This is a genomic window from Tistrella sp., from assembly GCF_002684955.1.
GTDB lineage: Bacteria > Pseudomonadota > Alphaproteobacteria > Tistrellales > Tistrellaceae > Tistrella > Tistrella mobilis.
Genome location: NZ_NYWI01000040.1, coordinates 155,719 through 182,464 on the forward strand (window position 1 = coordinate 155,719; position 26,746 = coordinate 182,464).

Sequence of the window (26,746 nt, forward strand, 5' to 3'; positions counted from 1 at the left end):
GACACATGGACGGGGAATGCGGCTCTACAGACGTTTCGAAGGCTTGGGTCCCGAGGCACGCGGTCTTGCCGTGGCGCTCGGGAATTTCGACGGTGTGCATCGCGGCCATCAGGCGGTGATCGGCGCCGCGGAATCGGCCGCACGCCGCCTCAACACCCGGCCGGCGGTGCTCACCTTCGAGCCCCACCCCCGCAGCGTGCTGCAGCCCGATCGGGCCCCCGGCCGGCTGCAGACCCCGGCCGACAAGCTGCGTGTGCTGGACGATGCCGGCATCGCCGCGGTGTTCATGCTGCGCTTCGACCGCCTGCTCGCCGCCATGCCGGCCGAAGACTTCGTGGAGCGGGTGTTGTGGCGCGGGCTGCGCGTCGCCCATCTCTCCATCGGCCATGATTTCGTCTTCGGCAAGGGCCGGGGCGGCAATGCCAAGATGCTGGAAGCCGCCGCCCAGGCCCATGGCTTCAGCCTGTCGGTGGTGGAGCCGCGCGCCGATGGCGACACGATCTTTTCGTCCACCGCCATCCGCGCCGCGATCACCGGGGGCGACATGGTGCGGGCCGCCCGCCTGCTCGGCCGGCCCTGGTCGGTGTCGGGCCGGGTGCGTGGCGGCGACCGGCGCGGCCGGACCATCGGTTTTCCCACCGCCAATGTCGCGATCGGCCGCTATGTCGAGCCGGCGACCGGTGTCTATGCCATCCGGGTGAACGTCGCACCCGGCCGCGGCCCCGGGGGCGAGCCGCTGCCCGGCGGCCATTTCGGCGGTGTTGCCAATTTCGGCCGCCGCCCCACCTTCGACAAGCGCGACCTGCTGCTCGAGGCGCATCTCTTCGACTTCGCCGGCGATCTTTACGGCCGGCGGGTGGAGATCGCCTTCATCGAGCGCATTCGCCCCGAGCGCCGCTTCGACGGGATCGAGGCCCTGAAGGCCCAGATCGCCGCCGATGCCGAACAGGCGCGATCGCTTCTCGCCAGGGCAGCCGACCGGCGCTATCCATAAGCCTCGCCCCATGGCATGATGCGGCCCGCCCGGGTTCGGGCGTGCCTGCCCTTATGCCATCGGCCGTGCATTCCGCCGGCCGGTGTCTCCCCGTCACCAACCTGAAGCCCGGAAGGGCCGGACCTCGATGAGCGTGGACTACAAAGCCTCGGTTTTCCTGCCCCAGACCCGTTTCCCCATGCGCGGCAACCTGCCGGCCAACGAACCCGGTCTGCTCGACCGCTGGTCCGGCCAGGACCTTTATGCACGCCTGCGCGAAGACGGCCGGGACCGCGAGCGCTTCGTGCTCCATGACGGGCCGCCCTATGCGAACGGCCATCTCCATATCGGCCATGCGCTGAACAAGATCCTGAAGGACGTGATCAGCCGCTGCCAGCAGATGCAGGGCCGCGATGCGCCCTACGTCCCCGGCTGGGATTGCCACGGTCTGCCGATCGAGTGGGAGATCGAGAAGCGCTATCGCGAGAAGGGTCGGAACAAGGACGAGGTGCCGCTGGTCGAGTTCCGCCGCGAATGCCGTGAATTCGCGAGCCACTGGATCGACGTGCAGCGTGAAGAGTTCAAGCGCCTGGGCGTCCTCGGCGACTGGGAACGGCCCTATCTCACGATGACCTACAGCGCCGAGGCGCAGATCGTGCGGGAGCTGGGCAAGTTCCTCACCTCCGGTCAGCTCTATCGCGGCCCCCAGGCCGTGATGTGGTCGCCGGTCGAAAAGACCGCGCTGGCCGAGGCCGAGATCGAATATCACGACAAGACCTCGACCACGATCACCGTGCGCTTCCCGGTGGTGAAGGCCACCCATCCGGCGCTGGACGGGGCCGCGGTCCTGATCTGGACCACCACCCCCTGGACCATCCCGGGCAACCGCGCGGTCGCCTATGGCCCGGATCTCGACTATGTCGCGATCCGCGTGACCGGCACGGCCGACGGCTCGCTCGCCCGCATGGGCGAGGTGCTGGTGCTGGCCGAGGCGCTGGCCGCCCAGGTGCTGGCCGAGGCCGGCATCACCGGCCACGAGGTGGTCGCCACCTTCAAGGGCAGCGCCTTCGAAGGCGCCGTCTGCGCCCATCCTTTCCATGGCCGCGGCTACGATTTCGAGGTGCCGCTGCTGCCGGGCGACCATGTCACCACCGAGCAGGGCACCGGCCTTGTCCACACCGCCCCCGGCCATGGCGAGGAAGACTTCCTTCTGGGCCGCGCCTTCGGGCTGGAGGTGCCGGATACGGTGGCCGAGGACGGCACCTATACCGATCAGGTGCCGATCTTTGCCGGCGACCATGTCTTCAAGGTCGACGACCGGATGTGCGACGAGCTGACCGGGGCGGGTGCGCTGCTTGCCCGCGGCAGGCTGCGTCACAGCTATCCGCATTCCTGGCGGTCCAAGGCGCCGGTCATCTTCCGCGCCACCCGCCAGTGGTTCATCTCGATGGAGCATGCCCGGCTGCGCGAGAAGGCGCTGGCCGCGATCGATCAGGTGCGCTGGGTGCCCGAGACCGGGCGCAACCGCATCCGCTCGATGGTGGAAACCCGCCCCGACTGGCTGGTCTCGCGTCAGCGCGCCTGGGGCGTGCCGATCACCGTGTTCGTGGACCGGAAGACCGGTGAACCGCTGCGCGACCCCGAGGTCATCGACCGGGTGGCGGTGGCCGTGGCCGAAGAGGGCGCCGAGGCCTGGTACACCCGCGATCCGGCCGAGTTCCTCGGCAAGGGCCGCAATCCCGAGGATTACGAGCAGGTCACCGACATCCTGGACGTCTGGTTCGACAGCGGATCGACCCATTCCTTCACGCTGGAAGGCCGCAACGATCTGAAGTGGCCGGCCTCGCTCTATCTCGAAGGTTCGGACCAGCATCGCGGCTGGTTCCAGTCGTCTCTGCTCGAATCCTGCGGTACCCGCGGCACGGCGCCCTACGAGGCGGTGCTGACCCATGGTTTCGTGCTCGACGGCGAAGGCCGCAAGATGTCGAAATCGGTCGGCAACGTCATCGCCCCCCAGCAGGTGATCGAGCAGTACGGCGCCGACATCCTCAGGCTCTGGGTGGTGTCGGCCGACTATTCGCAGGATGTGCGCATCTCCAAGGAGATCCTGTCCTCGCAGGCCGATGCCTATCGCCAGCTGCGCAACACCTTCCGCTATCTGCTGGGCGCGCTCGACGGCTTCACCGAGGCCGAGCGCCTGCCCCTGGCAGAGATGCCCGAGCTGGAGCGCTTCATCCTGCACCGGCTGTGGGAGCTGGACGGCCAGATCCGCAAGGCGATCGCGGCCTATGACTTCCACACCATGTCGACGCTGCTGCACAATTTCTGCGCCGTGGACCTGTCGGCCTTCTATTTCGACGTCCGCAAGGACGTGCTCTATTGCGACGCGCCCGACAGCATCCGCCGCCGGGCGACCCGCACCGTGATGGACCTGCTGTTCGACCGTCTGACCGTCTGGTCGGCGCCGATCCTGGTGTTCACGGCCGAGGAAGCCTGGCTCGCCCGCTTCCCCGAGGGCCAGGTGCCCGAGGGCGAGAGCGTGCATCGCCGGGTCTTCCCCGACACCGACGACGCCTGGCGCAACGACACGCTGGCCGATCGCTGGCGCCGGGTCCGTCAGATCCGCCGGGTGATCACCGGCGCGATCGAGGTGGAGCGCCGCGAGAAGCGCATCCGGGCGAGCCTTGAGGCGCATCCGACGGTCTGGCTGGCGCCGGAACATGCCCATGTCTTCGACGGGCTGGATCCGGCCGAGCTGTCGATCACCTCTGACGCCACACTCACCGGCGGCGATGCCCCGGCCGATGCCTTCCGGCTGGACGACGTGCCGGGCGTGGCCGTGGTGGTCGGCCGGGCGGATGGCGAGAAATGCGCCCGGTGCTGGAAGGTCCTGCCCGAGGTCGGCACCCATGCCGATCATCCGGAGCTGTGCGACCGCTGTGCGGATGCCGTCGCCCATGGCTGAACGGGGATCGGTGGCCGAGGCGGCCTGGCACCAGGCGGCGAGGGCCCGCAGCCGGCGCATGCTGGTCGTGGGCTTCCTGCTGGTGTTCCTGGCCGACCAGATCACCAAGCAGCTGGCGCTCGCCGCCTTCGACATGCCGGGTGACGGCGTCGTCGTCACCTTCTTCTTCAACCTGACACTCGTGTTCAATCGCGGGGTCAGTTTCGGTATGTTGGCCCAGCATGGCGAGCTTGCCCGCTGGGGGCTGGCGGTGATGGCGACGGTGGTGGCCGTGCTGCTGGGCCGCTGGGCCTGGAAGGGCGAGCGGCCGCTGACGGCGCTGGGGCTGGGTTTCGTGGCCGGCGGCGCCATCGGCAATGCGCTCGACCGGGTCCGGATCGGTGCGGTGGTGGACTTCCTGGATGTCCACTATGCCGGCTGGCACTGGCCCGCCTTCAACATCGCCGATGCCGGCATCACGCTGGGCGTGATCCTGCTGCTGGTGGACGGCCTGTTCGGCCGCGATCCGGCCGGCCCGGAAAAGACCTGACCAGGGGGGCGAAGATCCGCCTCCTGTCGCCTATCATGGACGCTGTCCCCGGGCCTCGGGCCCTTGGACGGGATGAGGGAGCAGACCGCATGAGCCGCCTGACCGCGTTGTCGGTGATCGCCATTCTGAGCGTCGGCCTGGCCGCCTGTGATTCGGCGCGCGAGACCCTGGGCCTCAACAAGCGGGCGCCCGACGAATTTGCCGTCGTGCCACGCGCACCGCTCGTTCTGCCGCCGAATTACGATCTGCGCCCGCCGGAGCCCGGTGCGCCGCGCCCGCAGGAAGCGACGCCCGCACAGGCGGCGCGCCAGGCGCTGACCGGCACGGCGCCGGCTGCGGCACCGGTGGCCAACGGCATCGATCCGCTCGACCAGGCGGTGCTGGCCCGCACCGGTGGTGACCGGGCGGATCCGTCGATCCGCGCGACCATCGCGCAGGAGAACACCCAGCTGGCCGAGGCGAGCGAGAGCTTCGTCGACGATCTGCTGTTCTGGCAGGAGCGCGAGCAGCCGGGCACCGTGATCGATGCCGGTGCCGAGCAGCGCCGCCTGCAGACCAATCAGGCGGTCGGCCGGCCGATCGACACCGGCGAGACGCCGATCATCGAGCGCAAGCGCCGCGGCCTGCTTGAAGGCATCTTCTGAGCGACACGAGCCGCTGTCGTCATCCGGGCGGGGTTGCACCGGCCGCCGTCGAGGCCCATCCTGTGATGCGGCCGCATGCGCCCCGCGCGGCCGGTCAACCTAAGAGGAGACGACGCTTGTCTGCGTCCCCATCACCCGTCCGGCGCCGATCGCGCCCCGGGCGGCTGGTCGCCTCGCTGCTGGTGACGTCGGCCCTGCTGGCCGTCCCGGTGCTGCTGCCCGTCACGTCGGCCCCGGCCGCAACGCCACCCACTGCGGCAACGCCGCCCTCCATCGCCGCGGCGACCGCCACCGCCGCCGCCGAGGCGGCCACGCCCCTGCTCGGCGCGAAGAGCCGGGTGCTGGAGAACGGGCTCACCGTCGTGGTGGTCGAAGACCATCGGATGCCGGTGGTCTCGCATATGGTCTGGTACCGGGTGGGTGCGGCGGACGAGCCGGCCCGCCGCTCGGGCATCGCCCATTTCCTGGAACATCTGATGTTCAAGGGCACCGAGCAGACTTCGGGCGATGAATTCTCGCGCCTGATCGCCGAGAATGGCGGCCGCGACAACGCCTTCACCTCATACGACTACACCGCCTATTACCAGAACATCGCGGCCGACCGGCTCGATCTGGTCATGCGGCTTGAAGCCGACCGGATGACCGGGCTGAGGCTTCGGCCCGAAGACACCAAAACCGAACTGCAGGTGGTGATCGAGGAGCGTCGCAGCCGCACCGACAACGATCCCCAGACCCGGTTCGGCGAGGCCTATCGGGCCATGGTCTATGCCGGTCATCCCTATGGCCGACCGGTGATCGGCTGGCCGGACGAGCTGAAGACGCTCGACCGCGAGGATGCGGTGGCCTTCTACAAGGCGCACTACCCCCCCTCCGCCGCCATCGTCGTGGTCGCAGGCGACGTTCGGGCCGCAGACGTGTTCCGCCTGGCCGCCGAGACCTATGGCCGGATCCCGGATACCGCCGGCTTCGACGAGGCGAAGCGCGTGCGTCCGGCGCCGGCGCCGCTGGTGGGCGACCGCCGCCTGGTGCAGGACGCCGCCGGCGTGGCCTCGCCCTCGTGGCGCCGCTCGTGGCTGGTGCCGCGGGCAGAGGGGTTCGGCCGCGACCGCGAAGAGGCGCTGGATCTGATGACCTTCGCCATGGGCGGCAGCTCGACCTCGCCGCTCTACCGCCGGCTGGTGGTGGATGAAGGCGTCGCCGTCCAGGCCGGCGCCTATTACGCCGGCGCGCGCGACGAAGGCCAGCTGATGGTCTATGCAGCCCCGGCGCCGGGTGTCTCGATCACCAGACTTGAAGCGGCGGTCGGCCGCGCGCTGGCCGACATCCTGAAACAGGGCGTCGCCCCCGACGTGCTGGAACGTGCCCGCACCCGGATGCTGGCCGATGCCGTCTATGCCCGCGACAGCGTGTCGTCCACCGCCAATATGGTGGGGGCGGCCCTTGCCACCGGAGAGGCGCTGGAGCGGATCGAGACCTGGCCGCAGCGTGTGGCGGCGATCACCGGCGATCAGGGCATGGAAGCCCTGCGGGCGGTGATGGGGCCCGATCAGGGCACGGCGACCGGCGTGCTGCTGCCCGAAGGGCTGGGTGTCGACGATCCCGCACCCGCCGTTGCGGCCACGGCCGTGACCCCGCCCTCCAGCGAGGGGACCGTCCATTGATCACCGCCCTGTCGTCTTTCCGTCGTCACATGTCGCCGATTGGTCACGAGGTGCGTCGCCTCGGCCTGCGTATGATCGGCACCGTCCTGACCGCGCTGGTGCTGCTGGTGGTGATCGGGCCGGTGCCGGCGGCACGCGCGCTCGACATCCGTACGCTCACCAGCCCGCAGGGTATCCCCTTCTGGCTGGTACAGGTGTCGGAGCTTCCGGTGGTCACCGTCGATTTCGCCTTTGCGGGTGGCACCCGGATTGAACCGGCAGCCAAGGCCGGCGCCGCGACGCTCGCCTCGGGCCTTCTGGTCGAAGGGGCGGGCGACATGGATGGTCCGGCCTTCCAGGATGCGCTGGCCGCACGTGCGGTGGAATTCTCGACCGGTGTCGATCGCGATGCCTTTTCGGGCAGTTTCCGCAGCCTTGCGACCGAAGCGGAGGAGGCCGCGAAGCTGGTCGGGCTGGCCCTCAGCGCGCCGCGGTTCGATGCAGACGATATCGAGCGCGACCGCAGGCAGCTGCTGGTCTCGCTGGCACGCTCGGCCGAAAACCCGCAGGCGATCGCCTCGCGCAGCCTGCTCGCCGGGCTGTTTCCGAACGATGCCTACGGCCGTGACACCGACGGCACGCCCGAGACCGTGGCCGCGCTGACCCGCGAGGATCTGGCGGCCTATGTCTCGCGCCAGTTCACCCGCAACCGGCTGACCCTGGGGGTGGTGGGCGACATCACGCCCGAGGCCGCCGGGCGGGTGGTGGATCTGGCCTTCGCCGGCCTGCCCGCCGGCGACGGCCGGCCGAAGACCGATCCGGTTTCGCCCAGCTTCTTCGGCGAGACGGTGGTCGACCGGCCGATCCCGCAGACCATCATCACCTTCGCCCTGCCGGGCATTCTGCGCAGCGATCCCGACTGGTTCCCGGCCTTCGTGATGAACCACATTCTGGGCGGCGGTACCTTCACGGCGCGGCTGTTCCGGGAAGTCCGCGAGACGCGCGGACTTGCCTATAGTGTCGGCACCACGCTCTACCCGCTCGACCGGGCCGGCCTGCTCTATGGCTATGCCGCCACCCGCAACGACCGGGCGCGGGAGACGGTTCAGGTCATCCGCGAGCAGATCGCCCGCTTCGCTGAAGAGGGGCCGACCGAGGCCGAACTCGCCGGCGCCAAGAAGTACCTCACCGGATCCTTCCCGCTGTCGCTCGACGGCAGCGGTGCCGTGGCCGGGCTGCTGGTCACGATGCAGATCCACCACCTGCCGCCCGGCTATCTCGACGACCGGAGCAGCCTGATCGAGGCGGTGACGGCCGACGACGTCAAACGGGTCGCGAAGCGGCTGCTCGATATCGACAAGCTGTCGGTGGTGATGGTCGGGCAGCCGGCAGACGGGGCCGGATCCGCTGCCCCCGCCGCCGCCCGGATTTCGGAAAACGGTGCCCGAAGCACCGCGCCCAACAGCATCCAGTGACGTCCCAACAAGGACAAAGCATCAGCATCATGGCCAAGACTCTGCCGTTCTCGATCGATTTCACCGGATGCCTCGCCGATACCGGGGCGGAATGCGGGGCGCTGCTCGACCAGACCCGGTCGGCGCTGGCACGTCTGCAAGGCTGGCAGGCCGACGGAACCCTGCCCCTGCTGCGCCTGCCGGCCGCCCGCGACGATCTGGCGGCGCTGGAGCCGCTGGTGCTGCGCTGGCGCGACCAGGCGTCGGATGTTCTGGTGCTGGGCATCGGCGGCTCCAGCCTGGGCGCGCAGGCGCTGCTGGAGCTGCGCGATCCCGATGATCGCGGCCCGCGCATTCACACCCCCGACAATGTCGATCCGGTGAGCTTCCGCCGGCTGGTGGATGGCCTGGACTGGGCCGGGACGCGGGTGCTGGCCGTGTCGAAATCCGGCGGGACGGTCGAGACGGTGGCGCAGCTGCTTCTGGTCCTGGACCGCATGGAGGCATCCCTCGGCCGTGATGCGACCGCGGCACGGCTGGTCGTGGTGGCGGAGCCCGGCAACTCGCCGCTGCGCCGGATCGCCGACGACTACGGCGTCGAGACCTTCGATCACGACCCGAATGTCGGCGGCCGGTTCTCGGTGCTGTCCCTGGTCGGCCTGCTGCCGGCCATGCTGGGTGGCGTGGATGCGGTGGCGATCCGCGAGGGCGCCGCGGCGGTTCTCGACCAGGCCTTTGCCGGGGGTGACCCGGCCGGGATCCCGGCGGCGATGGGGGCTGCGGCGACGGCGGCGCTGATGCAGCACAAGGGCATCTCGCAGGCGGTGCAGTTCGGCTATGTCGACCGGCTGGCCCGTTTCGGCGAGTGGTGGCGGCAGCTGGTCGGGGAAAGCCTCGGCAAGCAGGGCATCGGTCTGGCGCCGGTCTTTGCCCGCGGGGCGACCGACCAGCACAGCCAGCTGCAGCTCTATCTCGATGGTCCGCGCGACAAGCTGGTGACGGTGATCGAGCCGCCGGCGGAGCAGCAGCCGGCCTGGCGGATCACGCCCGAGGCGGCGACGCGCTATGGCGTTCCCTATCTCGCCGGCCGCAGCCTGGGCGATCTGATCGCAGCCGAGGCCCGGGCCACGGCCGAGAGCCTGATCGCCGAGGGCCGCCCGACCATCCGGATGAAGCTGGATGCGGTCGACGGACGGACGATCGGCGCGCTGATGATGACGGCGATGATCGAAACCATCCTTCTGGCCGATCTGCTGGCGGTGGATCCCTTCGATCAGCCTGCGGTTGAGAAGGGCAAGATCCTGACCCGCGAATACCTGGCCGCCGCCGGCTGAGGGATCGTCGCCCGATGTCCCGGATCCGCCGCCTGCCCGAAACCCTGGTCAACCGCATCGCCGCCGGCGAGGTGGTGGAGCGGCCGGCGGCGGCGGTGAAGGAACTGGTCGAGAATGCGATCGATGCCGGTGCCCGGCAGGTCGATGTGGTGCTGGGGGCGGGCGGGCGCAGCCTGATCGCCGTCACCGATGACGGCATCGGCATGGATGCCGATGATCTGGAACTCGCCATCGAGCGCCATGCGACCTCGAAGCTCGCCGATGACGATCTGGTCGAGATCGACACGCTGGGTTTCCGGGGCGAGGCCCTTCCCTCGATCGGCGCGGTGGCGCGGCTGCGCGTCACCAGCCGCCGGCGCGGGGCGGATACGGCGCTTGAAATTGCGGTCGAGGGCGGCATAAGGGCGCCGGTGAAGCCGGCATCAGGCCCCCCAGGCACCCGGGTCGAGGTCCGCGACCTGTTCTACGCCACGCCGGCCCGGCTCAAATTCCTGAAGGCGGAACGCACCGAAACCCAGGCTGTGGCCGATGCGCTTCGCCGCCTGGCCATGGCCTATCCCGAGATCGGCTTTTCGCTGGCCGATGGCGAGCGCCGGATCTTCGCCTTCCGGCCGGAGACGGGAAGCGGTGCCGAGGCGCGCCTCGCCCGGCTCGGCCGGATCATGGGGCGGGATTTCGCCGCCAATGCGCTGGAGATCGAGGCCGAGCGCGACCTGCTGCGCCTGGAGGGCTATGCCGGCCTGCCGACGCTGAACCGCGGCACGGCGCAGCACCAGTATCTGTTCGTCAACGGCCGGCCGGTGCGCGACCGGCTGATGCAGGGGGTGGTGCGGGCCGCCTATCAGGATTTCCTGGCCCGCGACCGGCATCCGATGGTCGCCCTGTTCCTGACCGTGCCGGCCCGGCTGGTGGACGTGAATGTCCATCCCGCCAAGGCCGAGGTGCGGTTCCGCGACCCGCAGCTCGTTCGCGGCCTGATCATCGGGGCTCTGCGCCATGCCCTGGCCGAGGCCGGCCACCGTGCGGCGACGGCTCTGGGTGGGGTGGGGGCCCTGGGTGGGGTGGGGCCGCTCGGTACCGTCAATCAGGCGGTTCTGCCGGCCACGGCACCCCGGCCGGTGCCGGGTGCTGTCGGGGCGGGGCAGGATTCGCTCTGGTCGGCGGCGCGGGCTGCGGCGGCCGGCGTTCTGCCGGACCGTCCCGACCCCCAGGCCGCCGCGCGGGCGACGGCATTCTGGGTGCCCCCGGTCAACGAGGCAGTGCGGCCGCATGAGCTTGCCGATCGGGGTGTCGCCGCCCCCGCACCACCCGCTGCCCGCGGGGCGGCCCCTGCAGATCACGTCGCCGACGAGGCGACCCGCGCCCATCCCCTGGGGGCGGCTCTGGCGCAGCTGCACGACACCTATATCCTGGCCGAAACCCGCGACGGCCTGGTCGTGGTCGACCAGCATGCCGCCCATGAACGCCTGGTTTACGAGCGGATGAAGCGGCATATGGCCGAGGCCGGCGTGCCCTCGCAGGGGCTGCTGCTGCCCGAAGTGGTGGAGCTGGACGAAGCGGTGGCCGACGGCCTGCTCCGACGGGCGGCCGAGCTGGGGCGGCTGGGGCTCGAGATCGAGGCCTTCGGGCCCGGGGCGGTGCTGGTTCGTGGCGTGCCGGCCCTGCTGGGCCGGGTGGATGCGCAGGGGCTGGTCCGCGATCTCGGTGACGAGATCGCCGAATATGACGAGGCCCTGGCGCTGGCGGACCGGCTGGAAGCGGTCTGTGCCACCATGGCCTGCCATGGCAGCGTGCGTGCCGGCCGCCGGCTGACCGTGCCCGAGATGAACGCCCTGCTGCGCGAGATGGAGATCACGCCACATTCCGGCCAGTGCAATCATGGCCGGCCGACCTGGGTATCGCTCGACCGCGCCGCGATCGAACGGCTGTTCGGGCGCCGATGAAGAAGAGACGTATTCCCGCTCGAAACTGGCTTATGCTGATCGCCCTGCTTCCGGGCCTGGGGGGATGTGCAATCCCCGCGGTCGCCGATCCGCGTGCAGTTGGGGGGCTCCAGTTTCTGGACGATCGGGTTTTGCGGGCAGACGACGGACCGCTGCGCATCCCTGCGGGGGGGCTGTCCGAGGTGGCTGCAGTAGATGCGATGTCCCCCGAAGGCTGCGAGCGTTTCGTGTTTATCGTCGATGATCGTGAGGAGAAGTATGGGCCAGCGCGAGCGCTGGAAGCTGAACTGATCTTCGATCTGGCTCGACATCGCTTTTCTGTGGGCGATCGGCGCTGGCGATTTCTGGCGACCGCCACGGCCCCCGATGTCGTACGGCCTGCCATCATCGATGGTGAAGCTCTTCGCGTTGACCGGCGTTCCGGCCTGTTTATCTGGGCGTCGGAAGGCGATACCTGGCGAAAATCCATGCCGGGTATCTTCGAGAGCACGCCCGATGGCGTGCTCCGTCGTGCATTTCCCCTTCCTGCCGTCTTCGTGCCCGATCGTCCGGGCGCCCCTGGTGCGGGTGTTCGCCCCAACAGGGGTTTTGAGGCCCTGGACGTGGATGTTGATGGCCGGCGGATCATTTTCATGAATGAGGACAGCCTCGCTCAAGACGGCGCGGCCGGCGCACCGGGCGAGGGGCCACCCGTCAGGGTCACCGTGATGAACCGCCAGACCGGCGACATGCTCGGTCAGCACGTCTACCGTCTGGATTTCTTTCCGGACCCTCCTCGGGGCGACCTGCGGGGGGGGACCGGGGCCACAGGCGCCGTTTCGATGCTGTGGCTCGAGGACGGCAGCTATCTCGTCCTTGAGCGTGCCTTCAGGCGGGACGCGGGTGTTCGCATCCGACTTTATCATGCCGATCCTGCGGAAGCCGATGATGTCAGGGACCAGTGGTCGCTCGCCGGGTGGCATGGCCGGGCTGCCCGGAAGACCTTGCTTGGCGACCTCCTGGCGGCCGGCCTGCGGGCCGACAACTGGGAGGGTATGGCCTTCGGGCCCGACCTGCCGGATGGCCGGAAGACCCTGGTCCTGGTTACCGACGACAATTTCAATCAGCTGTTTCAGTCGACCATCATTGCCTGGATCGCCCTGCCGTCCTTCGACGAGGTCAGGGCGCGCCGGCCGGCGCAATGAGATCGTCCACTTACCTGTGGTTGATAGATTGGATGAAATAAACGCCGTTTTAGATTGCAACCATGGCGTTTTGTAATGGCAAACATCTTGACCGATGCGCGTACGCTGCTAGATCTTTTGTCCATAGGTTGCATGTCTTCGCGCTGGCTCTACCCATCATGATCTACCGGCTCCATCCGGCCGGGTGAGGGGGAATGCAGGTTGCAGGATGCGGAAAAATCCGCGGCTGCGATCCTGTGCCGGTGTGCGGGCAGCGCCGCCGTTCACCGAACCGGGACATGGACCATGACACTCAGGGCCGTTGCCGTCTCCGCCCCCGACTGGGTGGCGGGTGCGAAGGATGATCGTGCGCTGAACAGCCGCGACGCGGCGAGCCTCTACAATGCCTGCCGGGTCGCCGCGGCCGAAGCCGCGGCTGGCCGTGGCGCCTGGGGCGCCTCCAACTGGGCGGCGACCGATCCTCGCGCGGCCCGTGCCGCCGCCAGGGCTTCGACCCTGCTGATGTATTCCATGGACGACATGCCTGCCTTCCGGGCGTTGATCGAGCGGCAGCGCCCGAACCTGTTGCTGATCGGCGCCATGTCGCTCTGTCTGCCGGGCGCCGTGGCCTGCGCGCGGGAGGCCCGGGAGATTCTGGGGGATCGGGTGGCGATCGTCCTCGGCGGGCGCCATGCCAGCGAGACGGTCTGGCTGCCCGACCGCAGCGACCGGCGGGCGGCCACGCTCGGCCGGCATGCCGGTGCACCGCTGGAGCTGATCCATGCCGGCCGGCTGCCGGCGGTGTTCGATGCCGTGGCGATGGGCGATGGCGAATATCTGATCGAGGCTCTCGGGCGGGCGGTGGAGGCGGCGGTCCGCCGCGGCCTGCATCCGGCGACGCTGTTCCACGAGATCGATCCGGCCACCCCGGGTGACTGGATCCTCGGCCTGGATGATCGCGGCCGCCCCGGCTATCTGGTCTCGCGGGGGGTGGCGATGAACCAGATGGCCCTGCCCAGCCCGGCCCGGACCTTTGGCGTCTCGGCCAGTTTCGGCGTGTTCGGCGGGCGCATGACCGCACATGTCTTCAGCGATATCGGCCGCGGCTGCGTCTATGACTGCAATTTCTGCTCGGAGCGGGTGTCGGCCACCGGCGGGGTGCGCGACCTTGCTAACAGCGCCGACCGGCTGCACGGCCAGCTCGCCGCCGCCTGCCGGACGATTGCCGAGGACTGGCCGGGTCGCCGGGCCAGCGCGTTCTGCGAGGATTCGGTGCTGCTGGGCGGTGCCACCCGGCTGATCGACCGGTTCTGCGACCTGATGGACCGCCAGCCGCTCGACATCCGCTTCGGCGGCCAGCTGACCATCGACCAGATCCTGACCCGGCCCGCCGAGGTGGCGCGCCTGGCCCGTGCCGGCCTATCCTATGTGTTCATCGGGGTCGAGACCCTGTCGCCAGAGGAGATCGGGGGCATGAGCAAGGATGTCGGCCGCAAGCGGGCCTCGTGGACCGATCGCATGCACCGCGCCTTCGACGTGCTGGGAGAGGCCGGCATCGATTGCGGCTGTGCCGTGCTGTTCGGCCTGGGCGAGCGCCATGAAAGCCGCCTGGCCCTGCTCGACACGCTCGACCGTTTCCGTCTGAGCCATGGCGCGCCCGACCCGATCAGCCTGAACTGGGCGGTCCAGCATCCGTTGTGTGGCGAGGATGGCGGGGCCGGCTACGACTATGTCGACTGGGGGACGCCGGAAGGCCCCTATCTGGACCTGTTCCACAATTTCGGCGAGGCGTCGCTGCGCTATCCGCTGCCGCAGGTGGGGGCGCCGCGTCTGGCAGAGGTGGCAGAGGTCGTCGCCGCCGCCGATGCCGTGCGCGGCCGGCCCCTCGGCGGCAGGCTGGCCTCGTGAGCGGGCAGCGACCGACCCGCCCGGCGACGACGCTGGCGCAGGGCGCGCGCTTCCCGCTGGGGCCCGTGGAAACGCCGGTGCCGCCGGTGACCGAGGCGACCACGGTGCTGTTCCGCGACCTGGATGCCATGGCGCCGGTGGACCGCGAGAGCCTGGCGCGCCAGGGGCATGATCCCTTCGCCGGCTTCTATTACGGTGCGGTCGGCACGCCCTCGTCAGGGGCGCTGGCGCGGATGGTGGCGGCGGCCAATGGTCTGGCCCATGCGGTGATCGCGCCGGCCGGGCTTTCGGCCTTCATCGCGGCGCTCTGGGCGTCGGTGAAACCGGGGGAGCGGGTGGCGGTCACGGATGCCGTCACCTATTCGCTGCGCTGGCATCTGGACCGGCGGGCGGCTGCGGCGGGTATCGGCATCGACTACTTCCCGCCGGGGATCGGCGCCGGTATCCGCGACGTGCTCCGCCCCGACACCCGGCTGGTCTGCGTCGAAACGCCGGGGGCCTTCACCTTCGAGGTCGAGGATCTGGCGGCTGTGGCCGAGGCCACCCATGCGGCCGGCGCCCGCCTGCTGGTCGACGACACCTGGAGCGCCGGGCTGCATTACCGGCCGGCCGATCACGGGGCCGATCTGGTGCTGCAGTCTCTGGCCAAGCTGCATGCCGGGGTGGCCGGCGTGTCGCTCGGCGCGATCTCGACCGGGGATCGGGCGCTCTACGAGGACGTACTGGAAGAGACAGCCCTGCAGGGCATGGCCGTCTCGGCCGATGCCACCCAGAAGGCGGCGGTGGCCATGCAGACGCTGGCCGTGCGCCTGGCCGCCCAGGACCGCACCACCCGCCGCCTGCTGGCGGCGGTGGCGGCGCTGAACGTGCCCGGTCTCTGCCTGCTGCATCCGGCCATGCCCGACCATCCCGGCCATGATGTCTGGGCCCGCGACTTCACCGGTGCCGGGACGCTGTTCTCGCTGGTGGTCGACGGGGGCGGCCCGGCCGATGCCGCGGCCATCGGCCGAGGGCTGACCCTGTTCCGGCCGGGGTACGGCTGGGGTGGCGCGGTCTCGCTGGTCTCGCCCTTCACCGCCGGCGAGGGGCGGACGGTATCGCGGCCACCGGCCCGGGGCGCTGGTCTCCGGCTCTATGCGGGGCTGGAGGATGCCGAAGACCTGGTCGAGGATCTCTGCGGTGCGATCTGCCGGGCGGGCCGGGCCGGCGCCTGACCGGCCCTCCTTCCGGCGGCCTCCCCCCTTCCGGTGGCATCAACCCTTCCGGCGGCGGCGGATGGCGCGCACGGCCAGGGTCAGCAGCAGGACCAGCGGGATCAGGGCAGGCAGCATGCCGATGATCCAGACCAGCACCTCCAGCGCATCGCGAAGCGTATAGACCAGCGTGAAGAGCAGCTCTTCGCCCAGATTGCCGAAGGGGGCGAGAAGGCCCGGCTCCGTCACCGGCGCCCGCAGCTGGGCGCGATAGATGTCGCGGTCGATCCGGCTTTCCAGGCGGCCGAACTCCCCCTGGGCACGCTCGAGCCTGGTCTGGGTGTCGGCCAGTTCGCGGCTGATGGTGATCAGGTCTTCCAGCCGGGCGTCGCTGCGCTGATAGAGCGCCTGCAGCCGGTCGCGATGGGTGGTCAGCAGGGCGATACGCTGCTTCACGTCGACCATCTGATCCGACAGGTCTTCGGCGCTGGTCTGGCGGTCGATCTCGCCGTTTTCGGCGACGCTCGAAAGATAGTCGTCCAGCCGGGCGACGCCCGGCTTGGGCAGGCGGGCCTCGAAATAGCCGGATCTGCTGCCGTCGACACGCACCGTCAGCACGCTGCAGCCTGCCATCTCGCGGCAGAGCTTTTCCAGCGCGGCGACGCGGCTGTCCGGGGCCTCGGTTATCAGGTTGCGGTCATGGGTATAGGCCAGGAAGCCGGCGGCGTCCGGCTGAAGGCCCTCCGCCATGGGAGGGCCCGCCATCTGGCCAACCGCCATCGGCTCCGGCGCGGCGCCTGCCGACTGGATCTCGGTCGACATCGGTGCCGTGGCGACCATGCGGCCCATGCCGGTCTGAGCGCTGTCATCGCTGCCGGTGCTGCTGCCGTCTTCGTTACAGGCGGCAAGGGGCAGGGCAAGCAGAAGGGCGACGGCAAGGGCACGAAGCATCATCGGCGGCATCCGGGAAGAGAGGGGGCGGGGCACCGGTCAGGGCCGGCCCGTCCACTCTTCATGATGCAGTCCCGTCAGGCGAGGGGCTTTTCTGGGGCGATCAATCTGCGGTGCCGGTATCGTCGGCATCGTCACCCTCGTCCGCGACCGCGTGGCCAAGGATCAGAAGGTCGGCCTTGCCGTAACGGCGCCGGTCGAGAACACGAAGCGCCTCGGGCAGCACGATATCGGTGCCGCGGGCCAGCTCCACGGTGACGAGTGCCGGGCTGGCGAGCCGGCCTGAACGGACGAGCCCGGCGAGGATGGCCTCGGCCACTGCGGGGGCGTCGTAGGGCGGGTCGAGCAGGACCAGATCGAAGGGCCGGTCGCTGCGCAGCGCCGCCGCCACGGTCTCGGGGCGGCCGAGATCGGCTGCGGCGAAGCGGCAGTTGCGCTCCTCGCCGAGCTTCGCGGCATTGGCCCGGGCGATGGCGACGGAGGCGCGGTCGCGGTCGATGAACACGGCCGAGGCGGCACCGCGCGACAGGGCTTCCAGCCCCAGCGCGCCGATGCCGCAGCAGAGATCGGCGACGTGGCGGTCACGGACCGCCGCCTCGCCATCCCCTCTCAGGTCGCGATGGCCGAGGATGTCGAACAGGGCTTCACGGGCACGCTCGGAGGTCGGGCGGATGACCGCCCGACCTTCGGGAGCCTGAAGCGTGCGGCCGCGATGGCGGCCGCCGACGATCCGCGGCATGGCCGATCAATCCTCGCCGCCGCTCTCGCCCTCGGGCCGACGCCCGCGGGGCGCGCCGAAGGGCCGATCGCCGCCGAAGCTGCGGCCGCCACGATCACCGCCGCGGTTGTCGCCGCCACGGAAGCCGCCGCGATCACCGCCACGGTTGTCACCGCCGCGGAAGCCGCCGCGATCACCGCCACGGTCGTCACGATTGCCGCCGAAGCGCCGCTCGCCGCCGCCGAAGCCGCCGCGCTCGCCACCGCGGTTGTCGCCGCCACGGAAGCCGCCGCGATCACCGCCCCGGTCGTCGCGATTGCCGCCGAAACGACGCTCGCCGCCGCCGAAGCCACCGCGATCGCCACCACGGCCTTCACCGCCACGGAAGCCACCGCGATCACCGCCGCGGTCGTCGCGATTGCCGCCGAAACGGCGCTCGCCACCACCGAAGCCGCCGCGCTCGCCACCGCGGTTGTCGCCGCCACGGAAGCCGCCACGGTCACCGCCCCGGTCGTCGCGATTGCCGCCGAAACGGCGCTCGCCGCCACCGAAGCCACCACGATCGCCACCACGGCCTTCACCGCCACGGAAGCCGCCGCGATCACCGCCGCGGTCGTCGCGGTTGCCGCCGAAGCGCCGCTCGCCGCCGCCGAAGCCGCCACGATCGCCACCGCGACCTTCACCGCCACCGAAGCCGCCGCGATCGCCGCCGCGACCTTCACCGCCGCGGAAACCGCCGCGATCACCGCCACGGTCGTCGCGGTTGCCGCCGAAGCGCCGCTCGCCGCCACCGAAGCCGCCGCGATCGCCGCCGCGACCTTCACCGCCGCGGAAACCGCCGCGATCACCACCCCGGTCGTCGCGATTGCCGCCGAAGCGCCGCTCGCCACCGCCGAAGCCGCCACGATCGCCGCCACGGTCGTCGCGATTGCCGCCGAAACGGCGCTCGCCGCCGCCGAAGCCGCCGCGATCACCGCCACGGTCGTCGCGATTGCCGCCGAAACGCCGCTCGCCGCCGCCGAAGCCACCACGATCGCCGCCGCGGTCGTCACGGCCACGGAAGCCGCCGCGATCGCCACCACGGTCGTCGCGATTGCCGCCGAAGCGCCGCTCGCCGCCACCGAAGCCGCCGCGATCACCGCCGCGGTCGTCGCGATTGCCGCCGAAGCGCCGCTCGCCGCCACCGAAGCCGCCGCGATCACCGCCGCGGTCGTCGCGGTTGCCGCCGAAGCGCCGCTCGCCGCCGCCGAAGCCGCCGCGATCACCACCGCGGTCGTCACGGCCACGGAAGCCGCCGCGATCGTCGCGATTGCCGCCGAAGCGCCGCTCGCCGCCACCGAAGCCGCCGCGATCGCCACCGCGGTCGTCACGGCCACGGAAGCCGCCACGATCACCGCCACGGTCGTCGCGGTCGCCGAATTCGCGCCGGCCGCCGCCGAAGCCGCGGCGGTCGCCACGGCCGGCCTCGCGGGCGCGCTGCTCGGCGACGGCGGCGTCGACCTCTTCGTCCTGCTCGTCGTTCAGCGGGCTCCAGCCTTCGCGGCGATCGTCACGGCGGTCGTCGCGACGATCGTCACGCCGGTCGCCGGCGACGTGCAGGCCGCGGGTCGGGCGATCGGCATTGTGGAACTCACGCTGGCGGCGCTTGTCCTGGATGGCGCGCGACGACGGAGCCTGGGGCGCATCCACCGGCGTCGCCAGTGTCAGCAACTCGTCGTCATCCTCGTCGTCGCCGAAATCGTCACCCTCGTCATCGCCGTCGAGGGCGTCCTCGTCCTCGTCGTCGAAATCCTCCGCGTCCTCATCGCCTTCGGTCAGCTCTTCGGCCCGGGCGATCAGGGCTTCGAGATCCTCAAGCGTCTCGACCTCGATCTCGTCGAGTTCCTCTTCGAACGCGTCGTCCTCGAACTCTTCCTCACCGTCGAAATCGTCCTCGCCCTCAAGGTCCTCGTCCTCGATGAAGCGGGCGTCCGGAATCTCGTCGGCCGCGGGGCGCGTTGCCTGGGCGGCGGCAGGGGCGGCGGCGGTCTCGTCCGCGGCAGGCCCGGTCTTCTCGACCTTCTTGGTCTCGTCGGTCATCTTGTCGATCATTTCTGGTGCAGGCGCGCCGGTCTTGGCGGCCTGGCGCCGGAGCGGGGCGTCACGCCCGGTCTCGGGCAGATGAAGGCCTTCGGCGAGTGAGCCCAGCTGGTCTTTCAGCATGCGGGCGGTCACCTCGCGCACCTCTCCAGGGTGCATGCGGCCGATCTGGAACGGTCCATAGGCAACACGGATCAGCCGGCTGACCGGGTGTCCGAGGCTTTCGAGGACCCGTCTGATTTCGCGATTCTTGCCTTCGGTCAGTACCACCGAAAGCCACGCATTCGTGCCCTCGTGCTCGATCTCCACTTCGATCGGGCCATAACGGACACCTTCGACGGTCATACCCTGGGCCAGCCGTCCGACCGCATCTGCGTCGGGCGTGCCGTAGACACGCACCCGATAACGGCGGCGCCAGGCGGTTGCGGGGCTCTCGAGACGACGGGCGAGTTCGCCGTCGTTGGTGAGGAGCAGGAGCCCTTCAGAGTTGTAGTCGAGGCGCCCCACGCTCACCACGCGGGGAAGATCTGCCGGCAGGCGGTCGAAGACGGTTTCCCGGCCTTCGGGATCATGGTTGGTCGTGATCAGCCCGCGCGGCTTGTGATAGAGGAACAGCCGCACCGGCTCGCGCGCCGGCAGGGGCCGGCCGTCGACGGTCACCCGGTCGGCGGGCGTCACGTCGAGCGCGGGGCTGTCGATGCGGCGGCCATTGACCGCCACCCGGCCGTCGAGGATCAGACGCTCGGCGTCGCGGCGGGAACACAGGCCCGCACGGGCGATGGCCCGGGCGACGCGCTCACGCGCGCGGTCCGGCTCGGTCGGAAGGCTGCGGGTCATCTGGTCTCCAGGGCGGCGGCGACAAGGCCGTCAAAAATCAGGCGATCGCCGGCATCGATCAGGAATTCGGGGTGCCACTGCACACCCAGACAGAAGCGGAAGCCGGGATGTTCCAGCCCCTCGATCACCCCGTCGGGGGCCGCGGCATTGCGCACCGCGCCGGGCGCAATCCGGTCCACCGCCTGATGATGGGCGCTGTTCACAGTCATCCGGGCCGTGCCGACCAGACGCCGGAGCAGGGTATCGGGGTCGATCAGGACCTCGTGCCCCGGCTCGTTGCGCGGGTTCGGCTGCTCGTGGGCCAGCGCCTCGGGAAAGGCGTCGGGGATGTGCTGCACCAGGGTACCGCCGAGCGCGACGTTGAGCAATTGCTCGCCCCCGCAGATGCCCAGCACCGGCATATCCCGGTCCAGCGCGGCGCGAACCACGCCCAGCTCGAAAGCCGTGCGCCGGTCCTTGGTCGTGACCGTGGCATGTCGCATCCCGGACCCGAAGAGGGCCGGATCCACATCGAACGCACCGCCGGTCACCACCAGCGCGTCCAGCCGGCCGACCAGTTCGGCCGCCAGCTCCGGTTCATGGGGCAACGCCACCGGCAGGCCGCCCGCGGTGACGATCGCATCCATGTAATTCACACGGAGCGCGTACCACGGGAACCTCGAATAGCCGCCGGGCTGTTCGACGTCGAGGGTGACGCCGACGAGCGGGCGGTATGCGGAAGCGGATGTACCCATGGGCGCAATTGATGGGGCTTCCCGCGTCAGGATGCAAGGGCCGCTTGACGTGAAACCCCATGCAGGCTTCGCTTGGCTGCCATGCCGAACCACGTCCCGATGCCCGTTCCGTATCCGTCCCAGCCGCTTCGTCCCATGGAGGCGGCGCTTGAACAGGCACGCGCCGCGGCGGCACGGGGGGAGGTTCCGGTGGGCGCGGTGGTGGTCGATCCGGTCCGGCGGGTCATCCTGGCCGCGGCCGGCAACCGCACCGAAGCCGACCACGATCCAACCGCCCATGCCGAAATTCTGGCGATCCGCCAGGCCGCGTCCCTGATCGGCAGCCCGCGCCTGACCGGGCTGGATCTCTGGGTGACGCTGGAGCCGTGCGCCATGTGCGCCCAGGCGATCTCCTTCGCCAGGATCCGCCGCCTATATTATGGGGCAGCCGATCCCAAGGGCGGCGGCGTGGACCACGGCGCCCGCGTCTTCGCCCATCCGACCTGCCATCACCGGCCCGATATCTTCGCCGGCATCGGTGAAACCGCGGCAGCCGACTTGCTTAAGGTTTTCTTCAAAAGCCTGAGATAGTCTCTGTCCAGCCAGAGCCTACCGCGTTGCAGCAGGAGCCTACGCCCCATGGGTCCGATTATCGGCATCATCCTTACCCTCGTCCTGGTTTTCGGCGGGTTCATCATCGCCGGCGGCCATATCGAGGTGATTCTGGAGGCCCTGCCGATCGAGGGCATGATCATCGGCGGCATCGCGCTCGGTGCCTTCGTCACCGGCAACAGCGGCGAGGTGATCAAGCACACGCTGGGCGGGCTCGGCAAGGCATTCAAGGGCGCCAAGTGGAAGAAGCAGGACTACATCGACCTGATCAGTCTGATGTACATGGCTCTCTACAAGCGGCAGCGTGAAGGGACCAAGTTCAACGACTTCGAGGATCCGAAGAACAGTGCGCTGTTCAAGAAGTATCCGAAGATCCTGAACGACCACCTCGCGATCAACATGATCTGCGACACGCTCCGCAACATGAGCATGCGCCATGAAGATCCGCATCAGGTGGAGGCCTATCTGGAAAATCTGCTCGAGAAGGTTGAAGAGGAACACATGGAGCCGTCCCACGCCCTGCAGGGCGTTGCCGACGGTCTGCCTGCCTACGGTATCGTGGCGGCGGTGCTGGGCGTGGTGAAGACCATGTCCTCGATCGACAAGCCGCCGGCGGTGCTGGGCGGGCTGATCGCAAGCGCGCTGGTCGGTACCTTCCTCGGCATCTTCCTGGGCTATGGCATGGTCGGCCCGCTGGCCGGGCGCATCAAGCAGATCAACGAGGCCGATGCCCGGTTCTACAAGCTGATCCGCGACGTCTTCGTTTCGACGCTGTCGAAGAATGCGCTGCAGGTGGCGATCGAGGTCGGCCGCGCCAACATTCCCTCCAGCATGCAGCCGACCTTCGCCGAGGCGGAGGCTGCGATCAACAAGGCCAAGGGAAGCTGATCGATGGCGGAGGACGGCGGCCACGCAACGATCATCAAGAAGGTCAAGAAGGGTAAGGGCGGCGGCCATCACGGCGGTGCCTGGAAGGTGGCCTATGCCGACTTCGTGACCGCGATGATGGCCTTCTTCCTGCTGCTCTGGCTGCTGAACGCGCTGGACGAAAAGAAGCTCAAGGGCATCGCCGACTATTTCACGCCGACCTGGACCGTGTTCCGCGATGCCGGGGCCTCGCATACCATGCCGATGATGGCGGGCACGCCCGACATCAATGTCGGCCAGGGCGGCGTCAGCATGCCGTCCTTCGAACGGTCCGACCTGACCCCGCCGCCCTCGCCGATGGATCTGCAGCCCGATATGGCCAAGCGCCCGGCCGCCAATCCGGCCGACGAGGCGCCACCCGAAGAACTGCCGGTGAACGACCCGGCCGAAGCCATGCGCCGGGTGCTCTCGGGCGAGCGGCTCGAGGCGCCCAAGACCATGCAGACCTTCGAACAGGCGGTGCAGGATGCCGCCCAGCGCATGGTCGAGGCCCGTGACCGGGCCAGGGAGCGGGACATCGCCGCCCGTGGCGCGGCCGAGCGCCGGTCGTTCGAGGATACCGCCGACCGGCTGCTCAAGGCGATTTCCTCCGACCCCTCCACCCGCGAACTCTCGGGTAACCTCACCCTGCGCGTGACCGATGACGGGCTGGAGATCAACATCATGGATCGGGAAGACGAGCCGGTCTTCCCCTCCGACGGCGCCGAACCCTATCCGGCGGCGCGGCGCCTGCTGGCGCTGGCGGCGACCACGGTCCGGGCCTCGCCCAACCAGATCGCCGTGCGCGCCTATCTGGGCGGCGAGCCCGGCACCCGGCCCGATGCCTGGTCCCTGACCGCCGAGCGGGCGATCGCGGCCCAGAAGGTGCTGACCGATGCCGGTGTGCCGGTGGCGCGCGTCGAAGAGGTGTCGGGACGTGGTCAGTCGACCATGCTGGTGCCCGATCAGCGGGCAGACCCGCGCAACAACCGGATTACCGTGGTGCTGCGGCGGACCGTCCCGGTTTCTTCGTAGTCGTCCTGTTCTTCTTCATCGTCTCGCGTCGGGGATCGGTTCAGCCGATCGCCCGCCAGCCGATATCGCGGCGGCAGAACCCGCCCGGCCAGTCGATCGCATCGACCGCGGCATAGGCGCGGCTTTGTGCCTCCGACGGGCCGTCGCCCAGGGCCGTGACCGCGAGCACGCGCCCGCCATTGGAAAGCAGGCGGCCCGCATCGTCGGTCTTCGTGCCGGCGTGGAACACGATCACGTCCGGGGCAGCCGCACGGGCAGCGTCGAGGCCGCGGATCTCCTCGCCCCTGGCATAGTCGCCGGGATAGCCCTTTGCGGCCAGCACCACGGTCAGGGCGGTGCGCGGGTCAAGCTCGATCATCGACGGGTCGAGCCGGCCGTCGCGGGCGGCGAGCAGGATCTGGGCGAGATCACCCCAGAGCCGCGGCAGCAGAACCTGGGTCTCGGGGTCGCCGAAGCGGACATTGTATTCGACCAGCTTCGGCCCGTCCTTGGTCAGCATCAGCCCGGCATAGAGCACGCCGACGAAGGGCGTGCCCTCGGCCGCCATGGCGTCGACGGTGCGCTGAACGATCTCGGTCATCGCGCGACCGGTGATCTCGGACGTCATGCAGGGGGCCGGGGAATAGGCGCCCATGCCGCCGGTATTGGGGCCGGTATCGCCGTCGCCCACCCGCTTGTGGTCCTGGGCGGTGCCGAGCAGGATGGCGGTGGTGCCGTCCGAGAGCGCGAACAGGCTCGCCTCCTCGCCCTCCATGAATTCCTCGATCACCAGCGAGGCGCCGGCGCTGCCGAAACGGCCGCCCAGCATCTCGTCCACGGCCTCCAGCGCCTCGGCCTCGGTCATCGCCACCACCACGCCCTTGCCGGCCGCCAGACCGTCGGCCTTGACCACGATCGGCGCGCCCTGTGCGCGGATATAGGCCTTGGCCGCCCCGGCATCGGTGAAGCGGGCATAGGCGGCGGTGGGGATGCCATAGCGGGCGCAAATGTCCTTGGTGAAGCCCTTGGAGCCTTCCAGACGCGCGGCGGCCGCCGAGGGGCCGAAGGCCGGCACGCCGGCCGCTTCCAGCACATCGGCCAGGCCCGCGACCAGCGGTGCCTCGGGGCCGATCACCACGAGGCCGATGCCTTCCGCCTTGGCGAAGGCCGCGATGCCGTCCATGTCGGTGGGGTCGAGGTCCAGAAGCTCGGCATGCTCGGCAATACCGGCATTACCGGGGGCGGCACACAGATAAGACACGGAGGCACTGGCTTCGAGCGCACGCGCCAGTGCATGCTCCCGACCGCCCGATCCGATCAGCAGAACCTTCATCGCACGCTCCCGTCGGCCTGATTCAGTGGAGTCCGCTGTCCCGGCGCGGTCATACCGCCGGCGGTGCGCAACCGCCCCGGGTTGCCCGTCTTCGGGCACCATGCTTCTATCATGGCACCCGTCCGGGAGAAACCCCACCCGCGACCGCGCCTGCCATGCCCCGTCCCGCAGTCCGATCCGGAGCCGATGCCTTGAGCCGCCTGCCCTTCGATACCGACCGCCCCTCCCGTCAGCGTGATCCGGGCGCAGAGACGGCCACGGGCGGCCACAACCTGCCGGTCTATACCGTGAGCGAGATTTCGGGCGAGCTGAAGCGCACGGTCGAAAGCCGCTTCGCCGCCGTCCGGGTCAGGGGCGAGATCAGCGGTTTCAAGCGGGCTGCGTCCGGCCATTGCTATCTGGCCCTGAAGGACGAGGACGCGCTGATCGACGCGGTGGTCTGGCGGGGGGCCGCCATGCGGCTGGGCTTCAAGCCCGAGGACGGGCTGGAGGTGGTGGCGACCGGCCGGCTGACCACTTATCCGGGCCGGTCCAAATACCAGCTGGTGGTGGAGCAGATGGAGCCCGCTGGTGCCGGCGCGCTGATGGCGCTGATCGAAGAGCGCCGCCGCCGGCTTGCCGCCGAAGGCCTGTTCGATGCGGGCCGCAAGCAGCCGCTGCCCTTCCTGCCCGAGGTGATCGGCGTGATCACCTCGCCGACCGGTGCCGTGATCCGCGACATTCTCCACCGCCTGGCCGACCGGTTTCCGCGCCGGGTGATCCTGTGGCCGGTGATGGTTCAGGGGCCGGGCGCCGCCGAGCAGGTGGCCGCGGCCATCCGCGGTTTCGATGCCCTCTGCCCGGGCGACCGGGTGCCGCGCCCCGATCTGCTGATCGTCGCCCGCGGTGGCGGCAGCATCGAGGATCTGATGGCCTTCAACGAGGAGAGCGTGGTCCGGGCCGCGGCCGATTGTACGATCCCGCTGATCTCGGCGGTGGGGCACGAGACCGACACCACGCTGATCGATTTCGTGGCCGATCTGCGCGCGCCCACGCCGACCGCCGCCGCCGAGAAGGCGGTGCCGGTGCTGGGCGAACTGCTGCTGGAACTGGGCGATCTGGGCGCCCGCCTGCCTGCCGCCGCCTTCCGGCTGATCGAGCGGGGCAGCGACCGCACCGCCGGCCTTGCCCGTGGTCTGCCGCGACCCCAGAGCCTGATCGATGCCGCCACCCAGCGCCTGGATGATCGGGCCGAGCGGCTGGATGCCGCCATCGACCGGGTGCTGGAGCGGCGTGGGGCCCATGTGCGCGAACTGGCGGCCCGGCTGAAGAGCCCGGGTGAGCGTTTCGCCGAGGCGGCCGGCCGGCTGGATCTGACCGGGCAGCGGCTGGAGGCCGTGATGGGCCGGGTTCAGGATCGCGCCGCGGCCCGGCTCGACCGGGTGGCGGCGGGGCTGTCGCCGCAGGCGGCGATCCGGGCCGGCCGGCTGGGGCGCGAGCGGCTGGACGGCGTCAGCGGCCGGTTGGACACCGGGGCAAGGCTGAAGCTGCAGCGGCTGGGAGAGCGGCTGGAAGCGCAGGGCGCGCTGCTGGAAAGCTATTCCTACCGCCGGGCGCTCGCCCGCGGTTTCGCGCTGGTCGAAACGGTGGATACGACCGGCGGCCCCGGTCAGCCGGTCACCCGGGCGGCGGCGGTCAGCCCCGGTCAGGCCCTGGCCCTGGTCTTTGCCGACGGGCGTGTGGATGTGCAGGCATCGGGCGAGGGTGGTACGCCGCCGCCCCCGTCGGCACCCGCTGCCCCACGTCGGCGCGGACGCAGCCGCGGTCCCGCGGTACAACCCGATCTCTTCTGAATGCG

The 26,746-nt window shown here is 70.0% G+C and carries 20 protein-coding genes; 15 read left to right on the forward strand and 5 right to left on the reverse strand.

Annotated features, from left to right (window positions below; translation table 11 throughout):
* Positions 1–16 precede the first annotated feature (16 nt).
* From CMO28_RS14825 to CMO28_RS14875, 11 genes are all read left to right on the forward strand, one after another.
* On the forward strand, positions 17–994 hold the full coding sequence (locus CMO28_RS14825; RefSeq protein ID WP_296714772.1) for a bifunctional riboflavin kinase/FAD synthetase: 978 nt from the start codon (positions 17–19) through the stop codon (positions 992–994).
* 127 nt (positions 995–1,121) lie between these two features.
* A complete protein-coding gene (gene ileS, locus CMO28_RS14830) occupies positions 1,122–3,938 on the forward strand; it encodes an isoleucine--tRNA ligase (protein WP_296714774.1) in 2,817 nt (938 codons plus the stop codon).
* The gene (lspA, locus tag CMO28_RS14835) at positions 3,931–4,467 is read left to right on the forward strand and encodes a signal peptidase II (protein ID WP_014746405.1); all 537 of its coding nucleotides are present in this window, start codon (positions 3,931–3,933) and stop codon (positions 4,465–4,467) included. Before ileS ends, lspA begins: the two co-directional genes overlap by 8 nt.
* Before the next feature lie 89 nt (positions 4,468–4,556).
* Positions 4,557–5,111, forward strand: a complete 555-nt coding sequence (locus CMO28_RS14840; protein WP_062762985.1) for a DUF3035 domain-containing protein — start codon at positions 4,557–4,559, stop codon at positions 5,109–5,111.
* Positions 5,112–5,227: 116 nt separating this feature from the next.
* The gene (locus CMO28_RS14845; protein WP_296714780.1) at positions 5,228–6,772 is read left to right on the forward strand and encodes a M16 family metallopeptidase; all 1,545 of its coding nucleotides are present in this window, start codon (positions 5,228–5,230) and stop codon (positions 6,770–6,772) included.
* Positions 6,773–6,801: 29 nt separating this feature from the next.
* Positions 6,802–8,226: a M16 family metallopeptidase gene (locus CMO28_RS14850; protein ID WP_296714784.1), complete on the forward strand. Its 1,425-nt coding sequence runs from the start codon at positions 6,802–6,804 to the stop codon at positions 8,224–8,226.
* A 29-nt stretch (positions 8,227–8,255) separates the two neighbouring features.
* Positions 8,256–9,539 (forward strand): glucose-6-phosphate isomerase, encoded by a 1,284-nt coding sequence (locus CMO28_RS14855; protein WP_296714787.1) that lies wholly within the window; start codon positions 8,256–8,258, stop codon positions 9,537–9,539.
* 14 nt (positions 9,540–9,553) lie between these two features.
* Positions 9,554–11,482 (forward strand): DNA mismatch repair endonuclease MutL, encoded by a 1,929-nt coding sequence (gene mutL / locus CMO28_RS14860; protein ID WP_296714792.1) that lies wholly within the window; start codon positions 9,554–9,556, stop codon positions 11,480–11,482.
* A 32-nt stretch (positions 11,483–11,514) separates the two neighbouring features.
* Positions 11,515–12,666 carry an esterase-like activity of phytase family protein gene (locus CMO28_RS14865; protein ID WP_296714794.1) on the forward strand — a complete coding sequence of 384 codons (1,152 nt, stop codon included), beginning with the start codon at positions 11,515–11,517 and terminating at the stop codon, positions 12,664–12,666.
* Positions 12,667–12,951: 285 nt separating this feature from the next.
* Positions 12,952–14,553, forward strand: a complete 1,602-nt coding sequence (locus tag CMO28_RS14870; protein WP_296714796.1) for a B12-binding domain/radical SAM domain-containing protein — start codon at positions 12,952–12,954, stop codon at positions 14,551–14,553.
* Positions 14,550–15,767 (forward strand): PLP-dependent transferase, encoded by a 1,218-nt coding sequence (locus CMO28_RS14875; RefSeq protein ID WP_296714801.1) that lies wholly within the window; start codon positions 14,550–14,552, stop codon positions 15,765–15,767. Before CMO28_RS14870 ends, CMO28_RS14875 begins: the two co-directional genes overlap by 4 nt.
* 39 nt (positions 15,768–15,806) lie before the next feature.
* Here CMO28_RS14875 and CMO28_RS14880 read toward each other — a convergent pair whose 3' ends face one another.
* From CMO28_RS14880 to CMO28_RS14895, 4 genes are all read right to left on the reverse strand, one after another.
* Positions 15,807–16,700 (reverse strand): DUF4349 domain-containing protein, encoded by an 894-nt coding sequence (locus tag CMO28_RS14880; protein ID WP_296714803.1) that lies wholly within the window; start codon positions 16,698–16,700, stop codon positions 15,807–15,809.
* 100 nt (positions 16,701–16,800) lie between these two features.
* The gene (locus tag CMO28_RS14885; RefSeq protein ID WP_296714806.1) at positions 16,801–17,436 is read right to left on the reverse strand and encodes an RsmD family RNA methyltransferase; all 636 of its coding nucleotides are present in this window, start codon (positions 17,434–17,436) and stop codon (positions 16,801–16,803) included.
* A gap of 6 nt (positions 17,437–17,442) precedes the next feature.
* The gene (locus tag CMO28_RS29635; RefSeq protein WP_322111358.1) at positions 17,443–20,331 is read right to left on the reverse strand and encodes a pseudouridine synthase; all 2,889 of its coding nucleotides are present in this window, start codon (positions 20,329–20,331) and stop codon (positions 17,443–17,445) included.
* A complete protein-coding gene (locus tag CMO28_RS14895; protein WP_296714808.1) occupies positions 20,328–21,065 on the reverse strand; it encodes a gamma-glutamyl-gamma-aminobutyrate hydrolase family protein in 738 nt (245 codons plus the stop codon). Before CMO28_RS14895 ends, CMO28_RS29635 begins: the two co-directional genes overlap by 4 nt.
* A 99-nt stretch (positions 21,066–21,164) precedes the next feature.
* Between CMO28_RS14895 and CMO28_RS14900 the strand changes: the two genes are divergently transcribed.
* Genes CMO28_RS14900 through CMO28_RS14910 form a run of 3 tightly spaced genes read left to right on the forward strand, consistent with a single transcriptional unit; the run spans position 21,165 to position 23,597 of the window.
* A complete protein-coding gene (locus CMO28_RS14900) occupies positions 21,165–21,635 on the forward strand; it encodes a nucleoside deaminase (RefSeq protein WP_296714812.1) in 471 nt (156 codons plus the stop codon).
* A gap of 48 nt (positions 21,636–21,683) precedes the next feature.
* The gene (motA, locus tag CMO28_RS14905) at positions 21,684–22,544 is read left to right on the forward strand and encodes a flagellar motor stator protein MotA (protein ID WP_296714814.1); all 861 of its coding nucleotides are present in this window, start codon (positions 21,684–21,686) and stop codon (positions 22,542–22,544) included.
* 3 nt (positions 22,545–22,547) lie between these two features.
* On the forward strand, positions 22,548–23,597 hold the full coding sequence (locus tag CMO28_RS14910) for a flagellar motor protein MotB (RefSeq protein ID WP_296714817.1): 1,050 nt from the start codon (positions 22,548–22,550) through the stop codon (positions 23,595–23,597).
* A gap of 40 nt (positions 23,598–23,637) precedes the next feature.
* On the opposite strand, the gene purD is transcribed toward CMO28_RS14910, so the two are convergent.
* Positions 23,638–24,909, reverse strand: a complete 1,272-nt coding sequence (gene purD / locus CMO28_RS14915) for a phosphoribosylamine--glycine ligase (protein ID WP_296714821.1) — start codon at positions 24,907–24,909, stop codon at positions 23,638–23,640.
* Positions 24,910–25,100: 191 nt separating this feature from the next.
* On the opposite strand from purD, the gene xseA reads away from it, so the two are divergent.
* Positions 25,101–26,741: an exodeoxyribonuclease VII large subunit gene (gene xseA, locus CMO28_RS14920; protein WP_296714823.1), complete on the forward strand. Its 1,641-nt coding sequence runs from the start codon at positions 25,101–25,103 to the stop codon at positions 26,739–26,741.
* Positions 26,742–26,746 lie beyond the last annotated feature (5 nt).